This window comes from Pseudomonas moorei, from assembly GCF_042846945.1.
Lineage (GTDB): Bacteria > Pseudomonadota > Gammaproteobacteria > Pseudomonadales > Pseudomonadaceae > Aquipseudomonas > Aquipseudomonas moorei.
This window is the reverse complement of sequence record NZ_AP035776.1, coordinates 1334627-1348545: the sequence shown is the minus strand read 5'-3', so window position 1 is coordinate 1348545 and position 13919 is coordinate 1334627. Positions and strand designations below refer to the sequence as shown.

Annotated in this window: 14 protein-coding genes; 7 read left to right on the top strand and 7 right to left on the bottom strand. The window is 60.1% G+C overall.

Annotated elements, in window-relative coordinates:
* Positions 1 to 2: 2 nt before the first annotated feature.
* From ACGJAX_RS06390 to zur, 4 genes are read right to left on the bottom strand one after another with little or no spacing between them, the layout of a single operon-like run.
* Positions 3 to 722 carry a PA5502 family lipoprotein gene (locus ACGJAX_RS06390; protein ID WP_248914629.1) on the bottom strand — a complete coding sequence of 240 codons (720 nt, stop codon included), beginning with the start codon at positions 720 to 722 and terminating at the stop codon, positions 3 to 5.
* Between the two features lie 37 nt (positions 723 to 759).
* Positions 760 to 1548 carry a zinc ABC transporter permease subunit ZnuB gene (gene znuB, locus ACGJAX_RS06385; RefSeq protein ID WP_090327107.1) on the bottom strand — a complete coding sequence of 263 codons (789 nt, stop codon included), beginning with the start codon at positions 1546 to 1548 and terminating at the stop codon, positions 760 to 762.
* Complete coding sequence (znuC, locus tag ACGJAX_RS06380; protein WP_090327104.1) at positions 1541 to 2326, bottom strand: zinc ABC transporter ATP-binding protein ZnuC; 786 nt, start codon at positions 2324 to 2326, stop codon at positions 1541 to 1543. The genes znuB and znuC overlap by 8 nt, the downstream gene beginning before the upstream one ends.
* On the bottom strand, positions 2326 to 2808 hold the full coding sequence (gene zur, locus ACGJAX_RS06375) for a zinc uptake transcriptional repressor Zur (RefSeq protein ID WP_248914627.1): 483 nt from the start codon (positions 2806 to 2808) through the stop codon (positions 2326 to 2328). The genes znuC and zur overlap by 1 nt, the downstream gene beginning before the upstream one ends.
* Before the next feature lie 57 nt (positions 2809 to 2865).
* On the opposite strand from zur, the gene ACGJAX_RS06370 reads away from it, so the two are divergent.
* On the top strand, positions 2866 to 3795 hold the full coding sequence (locus ACGJAX_RS06370) for a metal ABC transporter solute-binding protein, Zn/Mn family (RefSeq protein WP_390957938.1): 930 nt from the start codon (positions 2866 to 2868) through the stop codon (positions 3793 to 3795).
* Between the two features lie 47 nt (positions 3796 to 3842).
* Here the strand turns inward: ACGJAX_RS06370 and ACGJAX_RS06365 are convergent, their stop codons facing one another.
* Together ACGJAX_RS06365 and ACGJAX_RS06360 are read right to left on the bottom strand one after the other, a co-directional pair.
* Complete coding sequence (locus ACGJAX_RS06365; RefSeq protein ID WP_090327094.1) at positions 3843 to 4793, bottom strand: homoserine kinase; 951 nt, start codon at positions 4791 to 4793, stop codon at positions 3843 to 3845.
* 57 nt (positions 4794 to 4850) lie between these two features.
* Positions 4851 to 5141 carry a DUF2782 domain-containing protein gene (locus ACGJAX_RS06360; protein ID WP_090327091.1) on the bottom strand — a complete coding sequence of 97 codons (291 nt, stop codon included), beginning with the start codon at positions 5139 to 5141 and terminating at the stop codon, positions 4851 to 4853.
* Positions 5142 to 5215: 74 nt separating this feature from the next.
* On the opposite strand from ACGJAX_RS06360, the gene polA reads away from it, so the two are divergent.
* The gene (gene polA, locus ACGJAX_RS06355; RefSeq protein WP_390957936.1) at positions 5216 to 8020 is read left to right on the top strand and encodes a DNA polymerase I; all 2805 of its coding nucleotides are present in this window, start codon (positions 5216 to 5218) and stop codon (positions 8018 to 8020) included.
* A 290-nt stretch (positions 8021 to 8310) separates the two neighbouring features.
* Here the strand turns inward: polA and yihA are convergent, their stop codons facing one another.
* On the bottom strand, positions 8311 to 8952 hold the full coding sequence (gene yihA, locus ACGJAX_RS06350; RefSeq protein ID WP_247255176.1) for a ribosome biogenesis GTP-binding protein YihA/YsxC: 642 nt from the start codon (positions 8950 to 8952) through the stop codon (positions 8311 to 8313).
* A 191-nt stretch (positions 8953 to 9143) separates the two neighbouring features.
* Between yihA and ACGJAX_RS06345 the strand changes: the two genes are divergently transcribed.
* The 5 genes from ACGJAX_RS06345 (at position 9144) to ACGJAX_RS06325 (ending at position 13901) form a co-directional block, all read left to right on the top strand.
* Positions 9144 to 9434 (top strand): cytochrome c5 family protein, encoded by a 291-nt coding sequence (locus tag ACGJAX_RS06345; RefSeq protein ID WP_090327081.1) that lies wholly within the window; start codon positions 9144 to 9146, stop codon positions 9432 to 9434.
* A gap of 46 nt (positions 9435 to 9480) precedes the next feature.
* Positions 9481 to 10110 (top strand): cytochrome c, encoded by a 630-nt coding sequence (locus tag ACGJAX_RS06340; RefSeq protein ID WP_090327079.1) that lies wholly within the window; start codon positions 9481 to 9483, stop codon positions 10108 to 10110.
* Positions 10111 to 10309: 199 nt separating this feature from the next.
* Positions 10310 to 10951 carry a thiol:disulfide interchange protein DsbA/DsbL gene (locus ACGJAX_RS06335; protein ID WP_247255177.1) on the top strand — a complete coding sequence of 214 codons (642 nt, stop codon included), beginning with the start codon at positions 10310 to 10312 and terminating at the stop codon, positions 10949 to 10951.
* Positions 10952 to 10965: 14 nt separating this feature from the next.
* A complete protein-coding gene (locus tag ACGJAX_RS06330) occupies positions 10966 to 11844 on the top strand; it encodes an endonuclease/exonuclease/phosphatase family protein (protein ID WP_090327070.1) in 879 nt (292 codons plus the stop codon).
* Positions 11841 to 13901: a diguanylate cyclase gene (locus ACGJAX_RS06325; protein ID WP_390957932.1), complete on the top strand. Its 2061-nt coding sequence runs from the start codon at positions 11841 to 11843 to the stop codon at positions 13899 to 13901. Before ACGJAX_RS06330 ends, ACGJAX_RS06325 begins: the two co-directional genes overlap by 4 nt.
* The last annotated feature ends 18 nt before the right edge of the window (positions 13902 to 13919 follow it).

The following is a 13919-nucleotide window of genomic DNA, read 5'->3' as shown; positions in this document are numbered from 1 at the left end:
TTTTAAGGTTTTTTGCGAGGGCTGAGCACCATCTGCGCCGGAACACTGCGCAGGATCTGCCGCTCAAGCTTCAGGTCAAACTCCGGATCGAGCTTCTTCACCCGCTTGCTCAGCAAATTGGCCAACCACGGATAATCTTCAGTGCGCGGAGCCTGAATGCTCACATCGCACTGAAAATTCACCACATCGGCGGCGATCGCGTCCAGTTGTCGGCGCAATTTGCCCATATCGTTGATATTCAGCGCAACCGTGGTGCTTTCAGCCGTCGGGTCGATAACCTTGGCTTTTGGCTGGGCTTCGGCCGCCTTGAGAGCAGCTTCAGCCTTTTCCAGCTCAGCCTTGCGCGCTTGGGCGATGGCGCCATTGACCCCACCGGTCAGCGCCGGCGCCTTGGGCATCAGCGCGCGGGCGCGACTCAGGGCGGTGGCTGCGGCGTTGACATCGCCTTTTTGCAGCACGATCTGACTGCGCATCAAGTAGGCTTCGGCCAGTTGACGCTGGTATTGCTCAAGGGATTGATCGTTGGGCGATTCGGCTTGCAAGGCAGCCAGTTGATCTTCCGCCGTGGCCAGTTCGCTGCTGGCCAGACTTTGCTCAAGCTGTGCAATGGCCGCGGCCCGCGCATCGGGGGCTTCGGTGGCCGCCGGTGGCGTGCTTTGGCAAGCGCCCAGCAGCACAGAAAATGCGACAAGGAGCAGATAACGGGAGGCGAACGACTTCATTCCTGCGACTCTCTATTTGCGCAAAAAACGAGCAAGTCTACACCCCTCGACGGGGCAGAACAAAACTCAGCAGAAACAGCGCGGCGGCTGCCACCACAATTGACGGGCCGGCCGGTGTGTCCTTGAACCAGGACAACGCCAATCCGCCACACACGGCGAGTATGCCCAGCAGGCTCGCACCCAGTGCCATCTGCTCCGGTGAGCGGGCGTGACGTTGTGCCGCAGCCGCCGGGATGATCAGCAACGAAGTGATCAGCAACACACCGACGATTTTCATCGCCACGGCAATCACCACAGCGATCAACAGCATCAGCGCCATGCGCAATCCGGCTACGGGCAAGCCCTCGACCCTGGCCAACTCTTCGTGCACGGTAATGGCCAGCAACGGCCGCCACAAGGCAACCAGCAGCGCCAGAACAGCCGCGCTACCACCCAAAATCCAGGCCAGATCAGTCGGGCTGATCGCCAGCAGGTCGCCGAACAGATACGCCATCAGGTCGATCCGCACTTCGTGCATGAAGCTTAGTACCACCAGGCCCAGAGAGAGCGTGCTGGGTGCGAGAATTCCCAAAAGCGTGTCAGACGCCAGCGGCTGACGCTGTTGCAAGGTCACCAACAATACCGCCAACAACAAGCAACCCACGGTCACTGCAACGGTCGGGCTGACATCCAGCAAAAAGCCCAACGCCACGCCCAGCAATGCCGCATGAGATAGGGTGTCGCCAAAATAAGCCATGCGTCGCCAGACCACGAAGGAACCCAGAGGTCCCGCAACCACCGCCAGGGCCAGACCTGCAAGCAGGGCGTAGAGCAGAAAATCAGCCATGCTTGCAGCTATCTCCATGGACATGGGTATGGCCCGATCCGGGCGCCTTGACCACCGAGCCATGCAGATCGTGAGCGTGGTCGTGATGGTGGTGATAAATCGCCAGGCTTTGTGCGTTTTTTCCGAACAGCTCGACGAAAGCCGGATCACCACTGACCTGCTCAGGGTGGCCGGAGCAGCAAACGTGGCGATTGAGGCAAACCACCTGGTCGGTGGTGCTCATCACCAGATGCAGGTCGTGCGACACCATCAACACACCGCAACCGTGACGGTCACGCAGACGGGTAATCAAACTGTAGAGTTCGGCCTGACCGGCCACATCGACACCTTGCACCGGTTCGTCGAGCACCAGCAGTTCCGGTTCGCGCAACAAGGCCCGCGCCAACAGGACACGCTGCATTTCACCGCCGGAAACACTTTGCACCGGACTGTCGATCACCTGTTCGGCACCGACTTCCTTAAGTGCCGCCAGGGCCATCGCACGGTCCACACCCGGCACCAGACGCAAGAAGCGCAGGACCGAGAGCGGCAGCGTCGGATCAACGTGAAGTTTTTGCGGCATGTAGCCGATGCGCAGCTTCGGTTTGCGCCAGACGCTGCCGCTGTCGGGCTTCAACAGACCGAGCACGGCGCGCACCAACGTCGTCTTGCCCGCGCCATTGGGGCCGATCAAGGTGACGATCTGCCCCGGTTCGACGCTCAACTCGATGTTGTCCAGCACACTTTGCCCGGCAAACGTGACGGCAACCTGCTCGAGGCGGATCAGCGCGTTGCTCATCAAGCCCCCTGACAACCAGAGCAGAGACCAATCACTTCGACGGTCTGGCCTTCGACGACAAACCCGACCTCTTTAGCGCTGGCGATGATCGCGTCGCTGATGGATTTCTGTTCGAGCTCAATGGCCGCGTGACAATCACGGCAAATCAGAAACTGGCCCTGATGCGCGTGCTCCGGATGATTGCAGCCGATGAAGGCGTTGAGCGAAGAGATTCGGTGAACCAGCCCGTTGTCCAATAGAAAATCCAGCGCGCGATACACGGTCGGCGGTGCGGCGCGGCGGCCGTCCTGCTCGCTCAGCACGGCGAGAATGTCATACGCGCCCAACGGTTTGTGGCTTTGCCACACCAGCTCAAGCACCCGTCGGCGCAAGGCAGTCAAGCGCAGGCCCTGGCGCGCGCACAGCGCATCGGCCTCGGACAAAGCGCTGTGAACGCAATGAGAGTGGTCGTGGGGACGGCTGGCAATCGGTGTTTTAGACATGAGCGGCGACGCGTATGGTGAGAGACGTTATTATGTTACCCGTTCTCGCCTCTTCGAGTGGTCATCGTGTCCCGACTTTTTCCTTTTTTTGTCGCATTTGTCGCCAGTTTTCTGCTGGTCGGTTCGGCCCACGCCGAAGTCAAAGTCCTCACCAGCATCAAACCGCTGCAATTGATTGCCGCTGCGGTGCAGGACGGCGTGGCGATTCCGGAAGTGCTGTTGCCGCCGGGCGCCTCACCGCATAACTATGCCTTGCGCCCTTCCGACGTACGGAAAGTGCAATCGGTGGACTTGCTGTACTGGATCGGTCCGGACATGGAAGGTTTCCTGCCCCGCGTGCTCAATGGCCGGACGTTGCCGAGCGTCGCCGTGCAGGATCTGCCGGGCATGAAGCTGCGCCGTTTCGCCGAAGATAGCCACTCCCATGCCGAAGAAGCCGACGAGCATGACCACGATCATCGCCCGGGTAGCCTGGACGCGCATTTGTGGCTGTCGCCGATCAACGCCCGCGTCATCGCGACGAAAATGGCGGCTGACCTCAGCGCAGCCGATCCCGACAACGCCGCGCGCTATCAAAGCAATCTCAAGGCGTTCGATGAACGTCTCGATGCGCTGGATCTGCGCCTGAAGAAACGGCTGGCAGGCATTGAAGGCAAACCTTACTTCGTGTTCCACGAAGCCTTCGATTATTTCGAGGACGCCTACGGGCTCAAGCACACCGGCGTTTTCAGTGTTGCAGCTGAGGTGCAACCTGGCGCCCAGCATGTCGCGGCGATGCGCGCGCGGCTGCAGGAAGTGGGCAAGACCTGTGTATTCAGCGAGCCGCCACTGCGTCCGCGCCTGGCGGAAACCCTGGTAGCCGGCTTGCCGGTGAAACTGGCGGAACTGGATGCGCTGGGCGGGTACACGCCAGCGACGGCCCAAGGGTACGAGCAGGTATTGGAAAAGTTGGGCAATGATCTGGCAGGGTGCCTGGAGTCGCTTTAACCGACTCAAAACCTGTGGTGAGGGGGGGCATGCCCCCTCACCACAACTTAGAGCGCGAAAGGCAACGGCGTATTGACCTTCTGCCGCTGCGCCAACCGCAGCTGAAACTCCATCGGATCATGAATCAACACGTCCTGCCCGGCGAACGACTCCGCAGCGATCAGGCGTGACAGCCAGAACCGTACGCACGCCACCCGCAGCATGGTCGGCCATAGCTCGGCTTCGGCAGCAGTGAATGGCCGCAGGGCCGCATAAGCCCCCAACAAGGCCCGGGCGCGAGGCCCATCGATCAACCCCTCTTCGTCCGAACACCAGTCATTCAAGGCAATCGCCACGTCGTAGAGCATCGGCCCCGAGCAGGCGTTGTAGAAGTCGATCAACCCGGTCAGGTGCGTCCCTTCGAACATCGCGTTGTCGCGGAACAGATCGGCGTGGATGTTGGCTCGTGGCAGCGCCAGAATTTTCTCTTTTTGCTGAGTGATTTCTTCCAGTGCCCGTTGCAGCAGATCTTTCTGCCCGGCATCGAGGTGCGACAGAAACTGAGTGCCCTCTTCCAGCATCCAGTCGAGGCCGCGATCGGTTTTTCGCTTGATCATGTTGGCTTGGGTCGCCAGGTGCAGATGGCCGAGCAACTCGCCGACTTGCGCGCAATGTTGCGCGTTGGCTTCCTTGATGTGCTTGCCGGCCAGGCGCGGCTGCAACAGCGCTGGCTTGCCGGCCAGTTCGCGCAAGGCAACGCCATCGGTGGTGCGCAAGGCGTAAGGCACCGGCAGATCGGCTTCGTGCAGCACGTCGAGCAGTTCGATGAAGAACGGCATCTCCTGAACCGGACCACGCTCGACCAGGGTCAGGACGAATTCACCCTGCTCCAGGCTGATGAAGAAATTGGTGTTTTCGCTACCGGCGGCAATCCCCTGGAAATCAAGCAGGCGGCCGAGGCCATAAGGGGCGAGAAAAGCTTCCAGCTCGGGCCGAGCCAGGGGAGTGAACACAGACATGTTTGAACTGCCAGTACGGGCGCCGCCAGTGAGCCAGCGCCGATTGAAATTAAGAAACTATTTCCACTCAAAGATCTTCCACGCCGGTATCAGCATATCCGGCTGATCCGAGCGGATGTAGTTTGCATCGGTGCCGTCGGCGCGTACAAGAAAGTACGGTTTACCCACCTTCGGCGTGACCTTGATCGCGTACAGGAAACCGTTTTGGCGGTACTCCTGAATAATTTTGTCCCCTTCCGTGTGGATCGTGACTTGCGGTTCCGGTGTCGGTGCATCATCCGCCGCCATGGCGGCTAATGGTGCAATTGCAAACAAGCCAGCCAGCAACAGGCGATTTAGTGTGCACATGATAACCTTGTCCCTTTGTCGTCAACGGTCCCGCTATTCTAGCGCCTGACCCGCCGAAAAGGTTGATCCTGCTCATGAACCAAGCCCCCCTCGTCCTGGTCGACGGTTCTTCGTACCTGTACCGCGCCTTTCACGCGCTGCCGCCACTGACCACGTCCAAAGGCCTGCCGACCGGTGCGGTCAAGGGCGTACTGAACATGCTCAAGAGTCTGCGCAAGCAATATCCGGACAGCCCGTTCGCGGTGGTGTTCGACGCCAAGGGTGGGACATTTCGCGATGACATGTACGCCGAATACAAGGCCAACCGTCCGAGCATGCCCGACGACATGCGCGTACAGATTGAGCCGCTGCATCAGAGCGTGATCGCTCTGGGCTTCCCGCTCCTGTGCGTTGAAGGCGTCGAAGCCGATGACGTGATCGGCACCCTGGCCCGCAGCAGCGCGGCCGCCGATCGCCCGGTGATCATCTCCACCGGCGACAAGGACATGGCGCAACTGGTCGACGGGCACATTACCTTGGTCAACACCATGACCGGTAGCAGCATGGACGTAGAGGGCGTGAAGGAGAAATTCGGCGTCGCTCCCGAGCAGATCATCGATTATCTGGCGCTCATGGGCGATTCTTCCGACAACATTCCGGGGGTTCCGGGCATCGGTCCGAAAACCGCTTCCGGCTTGCTGGTCGGTGTGAATGGCGGGCTGACCGAGCTCTACGCGCAGCTCGATATTGTGCCGACCCTACCGATCCGCGGCGCCAAGACCCTGCCGGCCAAGCTCGAAGAGCACAAGGAAATGGCGTTCCTGTCCTATCAGTTGGCGACCATCAAGGTCGATGTGCCGCTGGACATCGGCCTCGATGACCTGCGAATGGGGGCTGAAGATCCGGAAAAACTCTACGAGCTCTACACCCTGCTGGAATTCAAGAGCTGGTTGAACGATCTGCAACGCGATGCCAAACGCATCGAGCTGAGCGCTGCCGCCGAGCCAGCGCCGGTCGTCGATCTGTTCAGCGCCGCCGAGGCCGAAGCGCCAGCGGTCAGCTCTGAAACCCGCTACGAAACCGTTCTTGATCAAGCACGGTTCGACGTCTGGCTGGAGAAACTGCACAACGCCAAACTGTTCGCCTTCGACACCGAGACCACCGGCATCGACGCGCAACAGGCGCAACTGGTGGGCCTGTCGTTCGCCGTGCAGGCCAACGAAGCGGCCTACATCCCGCTGACCCACTCCTACATCGGTGTGCCCGAGCAACTGGACCGCGACACCGTCCTGCGCGCCCTCAAACCGATTCTGGAAGACCCGAACAAACTCAAGGTCGGCCAGCACGCCAAGTTCGACATGAATATCCTGGCCAACTGCGCCATCGGTGGTGACCAGGCAAACGGCATCACGGTGCGCGGCATCGCCTTCGACACCATGCTGGAATCCTACGTACTCAACTCCACCGCGACTCGCCATGACATGGACAGCCTGGCGCTGAAGTACCTGGATCACACCACCGTGAGTTTCCAGGACATCGCTGGTAAGGGTGCCAAGCAGCTGACGTTCGACCAGATTGCCCTTGAGCAGGCCGGCCCTTACGCCGCCGAGGACGCCGACATCACTTTGCGTCTGCACCAGGCGCTGTTCGAGAAGCTCAACGCCATCCCGAGCCTGGCCAGCGTGCTGACCGATATCGAAATACCGTTGGTGCCCGTGCTGGCGCGTATTGAACGCCAGGGTGCCTTTGTCGATGCCGCGCTGCTGGGCGTACAGAGCATTGAATTGGGCGACAAGATGGTGGCCCTGGAGCGCGAAGCCTTCGAGATTGCTGGCGAGGAGTTCAACCTTGGCTCGCCCAAGCAGCTCGGGACCATCCTCTACGAGAAGCTCGGTCTGCCGGTGCTGAAGAAGACCGCCAAGGGCCAGCCATCCACGGCTGAAGAAGTACTGGCCAAACTGGCCGAGGATGACTATCGCCTGCCGAAAGTGCTGATGGAATACCGTTCCATGAGCAAGCTGAAAAGCACCTACACCGACCGCTTGCCGGAGCAGATCAACCCGCGTACCGGGCGCATCCACACGTCTTACCATCAGGCCGTGGCATCCACTGGACGCCTGTCCTCCAGCGATCCGAACCTGCAGAACATTCCGGTGCGCACCGCTGAAGGGCGTCGCATCCGCCAGGCTTTCGTGGCCCCGGCCGGTTACAAGTTACTGGCGGCCGACTATTCGCAAATCGAGTTGCGGATCATGGCTCACCTGTCCCGTGATGAAGGCTTGATGAACGCCTTCCGTCACAATCTGGACGTGCACACCGCGACCGCCGCCGAGGTGTTCAAGGTCGAACTGGCCGATGTCACTTCCGACCAGCGCCGTAGCGCCAAGGCGATCAACTTCGGTCTGATCTATGGCATGGGCGCGCAAAAGCTCGGCAAGGACATTGGCGTGGACACCAAGACCGCCAAGGCCTACATCGATACTTACTTCGCCCGTTACCCCGGCGTTCGCCAATACATGGACCGCACCCGTGCGCAGGCGGCGGACCAAGGGTATGTGGAGACGTTCTTCGGGCGACGGCTGTACCTGCCGGAGATCAACTCCAACAAACCGCAGGAGCGCGCCGCCGCTGAACGCACGGCGATCAACGCTCCGATGCAAGGCACGGCGGCGGACATCATCAAGAAAGCCATGGTCGCGGTGGATAACTGGCTGGCCACATCCGGCCTCGATGCCAAAGTCATCCTGCAGGTGCACGATGAATTGGTGCTTGAAGTGCGTGAAGATCTTATCGACCAGGTCAGCGATGAAATTCGCCTGCACATGAGCGGCGCGGCGAAGCTGGACGTTCCGTTGCTGGTGGAAGTGGGCGTAGGCAACAACTGGGATGAGGCTCACTGAGCCGCCTGACGAGACACTGCTCTCCTGCTGCGGCGTAGTGCCGCAGCAGAGCAAGCGAAGGGTGTTTATTCCGGAAGGCGCTTAGGGTTATTCCAAAGGCATTCGAAAAAATTCTGAACTAATCGGCCAAAACACCACTCAGAGATACTGAATGGCTGGTGAAGCCCTTCGATGCTCCTATGTTGTGTTAAGTGTTGGCAGATATCTGGACCCCGCCCTAGCGGTCTAGAACTTGAACCCCGGACCTTCCCCCTCCCCATAGAAGTCCGGGGTTTTTTTTGCCTGTAGCTTTACTCGGTCACCTCGGCGCCCTTGTCCGCCAGCTCCATCCAGTCCGCCAATACAGTGTAGGCGTCTTCCAGCCCCATGCGTTTTGGCGCCGAAAAAAGCTGAATCGTCACGGCATCGCCCCAACCCTTGCGGATTTCCGACTGCACTTTGAGCAGCGTGTTCTTGGCTGCCCCGTAGGTGAGCTTGTCCGCTTTGGTCAGCAGAATATGCATGGGCATGCCGCTGGCCACGGCCCAATCGAGCATCAGCAGGTCGAAGTCGGTCATTGGATGACGGATATCCATCATCAGAATCAGCCCCTTCAGACTCTCGCGACTGCCCAGGTACGCTTCCAGGTGACGCTGCCAGTGTTGCTTGAGCGGAATGGGTACTTTTGCGTATCCGTAGCCTGGCAGGTCGACCAGACGGCGTTCATCGTCTAGCTTGAAGAAGTTCAACAACTGTGTGCGACCCGGCGTTTTCGAGGTCCGCGCCAGGCTTGCGTGAGTCAGGGTGTTAAGCGCACTGGACTTGCCGGCGTTGGAACGACCGGCGAAGGCCACTTCAAAGCCTTCGTCATCCGGACATTGGTCGACTTTGGCGGCGCTGAGCATGAAGGTGGACTGTTGGCACAGACCGAGAATGGGATTCTTGAGTTGCATGGGATTTCCGATGTGGGCGGCGCCGGGAATGGGCGCGGCAAGCGGTGTCGCTTCCGTTTCACTGACGCCAGTATATAATGCCGCAGATTTTGTGTGCGCTTTGTCCCAGCGTAGGATGAAGTTCATGAGAGCGACAGACCTTGATTGCGCATCAGAACGCAACACGCTCTCAACCCTGAAAAGGTCGTTTTATGACGAAATGGCTGCTAGTTGCCGGTGTCTTGATGCCACTTTACAGCGCTCAGGCTACACAGGATCCGGAAGCTGTGTACAACCGTGTTTGTGGTGCCTGTCATTCCGGCCAACTACCCATGGCGCCCCGCAAGGGCGATCAGGCAGCTTGGACGCCGAGGTTGGCGAAAGGTATGGGGACGCTGGTGCAACACGTGACCCAGGGTTTCAAGGCGATGCCGCCGCGTGGTTTGTGCATGGACTGCAGTGCCGAGGATTACCAGGCCATCATCCACTGGATGAGCGAGTGATCCCGGTCCATAACTCTTTAACCCTTAGCCGTAGTTGGATTAGCTGATGAACAAATTGATCGTGAGTCTGCTGTTGACCGTGGGGATCTCCGGCATTGCCCATGCTGCAGGTGAGCCAGCAAAACCTGGTGACGCCGCCGCAGGCCAGGCAAAAGCCGCCGTATGTGGTGCCTGTCATGGCCCGGATGGCAACAGCATGGCGCCTAACTTTCCAAAACTGGCCGGCCAGGGTGAACGCTACCTGACCAAGCAATTGCACGACATCAAGTCGGGCAAGCGCACCGTTCTGGAAATGACGGGCCTGCTGACCAACCTGAGCGATCAGGACCTGGCCGATATCGCAGCCTATTTCTCCAGCCAGAAAGGCAGTGTCGGTGCCGCCGATGAGAAACTGGTCAAGCGCGGCGAGAATCTGTTCCGCGGCGGCGACCTGGCTAAAGGCCTGCCAGCCTGCACCGGTTGCCACTCGCCAAATGGCGCGGGCAATGCGGCAGCCGGCTTCCCGCACCTGGGCGGCCAACACGCTCAATACGTCGCCAAGCAACTGACCGAATTCCGCAAGGAAGAAGGTGGTCGCACCAACGATGGCGATACCAAACCCATGCAGAGCATTGCCAAAAAGCTGAGCGACGAAGACATCGCCGCAGTGTCCAGCTACATACAGGGCCTGCACTAAGGCCGGTGAATCGGGCGCTGCGCAGGGTCTGCATCGACTGCAACGTTAACGCTCGATTAATCCGTCGCGGCAAGTATAAAAAGGGTGGCTTTGGCCGCCCTTTTTTGTGGCCGCTGCCGTTACACTACAGAACTCAAGCCCGCCAGGACCTGTCTGAAAACAGGTCGCGCGTGGCGATAAATTTGTCCAGGAGTAAAGCATGCGTAATCTGATCATCAGCGCCGCACTCGTCGCTGCCAGCCTGTTCGGCATGACTGCCCAGGCCGCCGAAGCCCCCGCTGCCCCTTATGTCGAACTGACTAATCCGGTTCCGGTTGCCGTGCCTGGCAAGATCGAAGTGGTGGAGCTGTTCTGGTACGGCTGCCCGCATTGCTACGCCTTCGAGCCGGTGATCAATCCGTGGGTCGAAAAACTGCCGTCCGATGTGAATTTCGTGCGTATCCCGGCCATGTTCGGCGGCCCATGGGATGCCCACGGCCAAATGTTCCTGACCCTTGAAGCCATGGGCGTTGAGCACAAGGTGCACGCTGCGGTGTTCAATGCCATCCAGAAAGAACACAAGAAGCTCGTCGACAAGAATGACATGGCCGACTTCCTGGCCACGCAAGGCGTAGACAAGGAAAAGTTCCTGGCCACTTTCGACTCCTTCGCCATCAAGGGCCAGATCAACAAGGCCAAAGAACTGGCCAAGAAATATGAAATCTCCGGCGTTCCAACCATGATCGTCAATGGCAAGTATCGCTTTGACGTGGGCTCTGCCGGTGGTGCCGAACAAGCCCTGCAACTGGCCGATAAACTGGTAGACAAAGAGCGAGCAGCTAACAAGGCTGCCGCCAACTAAGCGCGGTACTCACCATGCGCCGCTGGGGAACTGAACGCGTCGTTGGCCTGCATGATCCGCAGGTCAACGAGCACCATCTGAAGTCTACCGGCTTGCCCGCAGACAGCCGTCTACGCTTGCTCAGCTTCAATATCCAGGTCGGCATCAGTACCGAGCGCTACCGGCATTACCTGACCCGGGGCTGGCAACATCTGTTGCCGCACCCCGGGCGTGCCGACAATCTGCAAAAAATCGGCAACCTGCTCGGCGATTTCGACCTGGTCGCCTTGCAGGAAGCCGATGGCGGCAGCCTGCGTTCAGGCTACGTCAATCAAGTCGAACATCTGGCCCAGCTCGGCGCCTTCCCCTACTGGTATCAACAACTCAATCGAAACCTCGGTCGCCTCGGCCAGCACAGCAATGGCGTGCTAAGCCGGCTGCGCCCGTGGGCGATTGAGGATCATCCGCTGCCGGGACCCAAGGGTCGCGGGGCGATACTGGTGCGTTTCGGCGAAGGTCCGGAAGCACTGGTGGTGGTCATGATGCATCTGGCACTGGGCGCCCGCGCCCGCAGCCTGCAACTGGCCTATATCCGCGACCTGATCGGGGACTATAAACACCAGGTGCTGATGGGTGATATGAACACCCACGCCAGCGATTTGCTGCAAAACTCGCCATTGCGTGACCTCGGCCTGCTGGCCCCGCAACTGGAAGCGACCTTCCCCAGCTGGCGCCCGCAACGCTGCCTGGACCATATTCTGCTCAGCCCCAGCCTGACCCTTGAAAAGGTCGAGGTGCTGGCCCAACCCATTTCCGATCACCTGCCGGTCGCGGTAGAGATTCGTCTGCCGGGTTCGCTCACGGCCGATGCATTGCCCGCGTTGAGTCCTGCCCCTCGCGGATCCCTTGAATGAGCGACGAAACACAGCGCTGGAAAGAGAAATACCTCAAAAGCATCGAACAACAGGAAAAGCTCGAACGTCGCTGGGACGCCCGGCTCGACTTGCTGCGTCGCGGCCTGGTACGAAGCACCCTGGCGGCGGAAGGCACCGACCGCGCCGTCGACCAGTGCATGAAGGAAATGCGCGAAGTGGTGCGCACCGACGACATGGATGCCGGCCTGGCCGCCCTGCTCCCGCGCCTGGAAAAAGCCGTGCTCGATTCCGAGCAGCGCCGGGAGACACGCGTCAACCAGACCAGCGCCGCACTGACCGCCCTGGTCACTCAACTGCAAAAGTTGCCGCTGCCCCGAGAAGTCCGGCGCCCCCTGAAGAATTTCGCCAAACAACTGGATAGTCGGGTCAGCCAGGCCCGCGAAATCCCTTTGCTCCTCAGTGAACTCAGCGGCCTGCAAGGTAAAGCCTTGAGTCAATTGGAGACCCCGGCAGAACCTGATCGCCCAGGCCTGCTGCAGCGGCTGTTCGGCCACCGTGAAGCCGATGAGGCGGCGGTCGCCCCAGAGCACGCCCCCATCGCATCGCCTGCCGAAGCCGTCCCGGCGCCAGTTTCCGTCGCACCTCCCGCCGCTACGGAACTCACACCAGCTGTCGATGAGCCGCACGAGGCGCTTTGCGCGCCGCCCCAAGCCATTACCGCTGCACAGGCAATCGAGGCCTTACCCGCAACGCAAGAAGCACCTGTGGCCACCGCCGCTGTTGCGCCAGCCCCTGGATCTCAACAGGCGCCCGCCTTGCCTTTCGAGGCACAGGCCCAAGCGGACTCAGCGTCACCCGAGACACCGGTGACTCTCGCCGTCGCGCCAGCAGCTGAGGCTGAACAGGCGGTCAACCCCGACGAGCTGACCCCGACGGTGTTTCTCGACACCCTGCCGCTCCCCGCGCCCATGGCCCAAGCCTTGGCGGCCATCGATCCCGAACAATCCGAGGACGACATACTCTATGCCCTCCCGGACTCGCCCGAGCCGTCGTACAGCTCGGTCGCCAAACACATCGAAGACACACTGCTGGGCCTGCTCGATGACCTGACGCTACCCGAGCGTCACCGTCCGCAAGCCGAATCGATGCGTGATCGCCTGAAAAATGGTTTGAACTGGTACGAGTTACTGCCGATCCTCGACGATTTCGCCACCTTGATGCTGGCGATCTCCGATAGCGGCCAGCACGAATTCGAGGCTTACCTGCAAAGACTCAACGAACGACTCGAATCGTTCCAGAGCAATCTGCAGGCTGCCAGCGCCGGTCATGCCGACAACCGTTCTGCGGCGCAAGCCATGGACACGCAGATCCGCGAACAAGTCGACGGCTTGCAAAGCAGCATGAATGAAGCGGCCGACCTGGATGACCTCAAGCGAGTTCTGGAAAACCATCTCGAAGGCCTGCTGGGCACCATGGACCAGCACCGCAAGCAACGCGATGAGCGTGAGCAAGAGGTGGCGGGCCGCCTGCAAAGCCTGGCCGAACGGGTGGCCCACATGGAGCAGGAAGCCCAAGGCTTTCGCGAACACCTGGAAGAACAACGCCAGAAAGCCTTGATCGACCCACTGACCGGCCTGCCCAACCGCGCCGCCTGGAGCGAACGCCTGGACCAGGAAATCAGCCAGTGGCAGCGCCACGGCAACACGCTGATGCTGGCGATGCTGGACCTCGATCACTTCAAGCGCATCAACGATAACTACGGCCACCTGGCGGGCGACAAAGTACTGAAACTCATCGCCAGCGTGCTGCGCAAGCGCTTGCGCAGCACGGACTTCATTGCACGCTTCGGCGGAGAAGAGTTTGTCCTGTTGATGCCATCCACCGTACCGGCAGCCGGCATGAAGCTGCTGGAACTCCTGCGCGCCTCCATTGAAGCCTGCCCTTTCCACTTCAAGGGTGAACGGGTAACGATCACTATTTCCATGGGACTGACCGCGTTCAGGCCGGGAGAACATAGCGATTTGGTGCTCAAAAGAGCCGATCAGGCGCTCTACCGCGCCAAAAACGCAGGGCGAAACCGGGTGGAACTGGGCTGACGGACAATTGTTCCATAT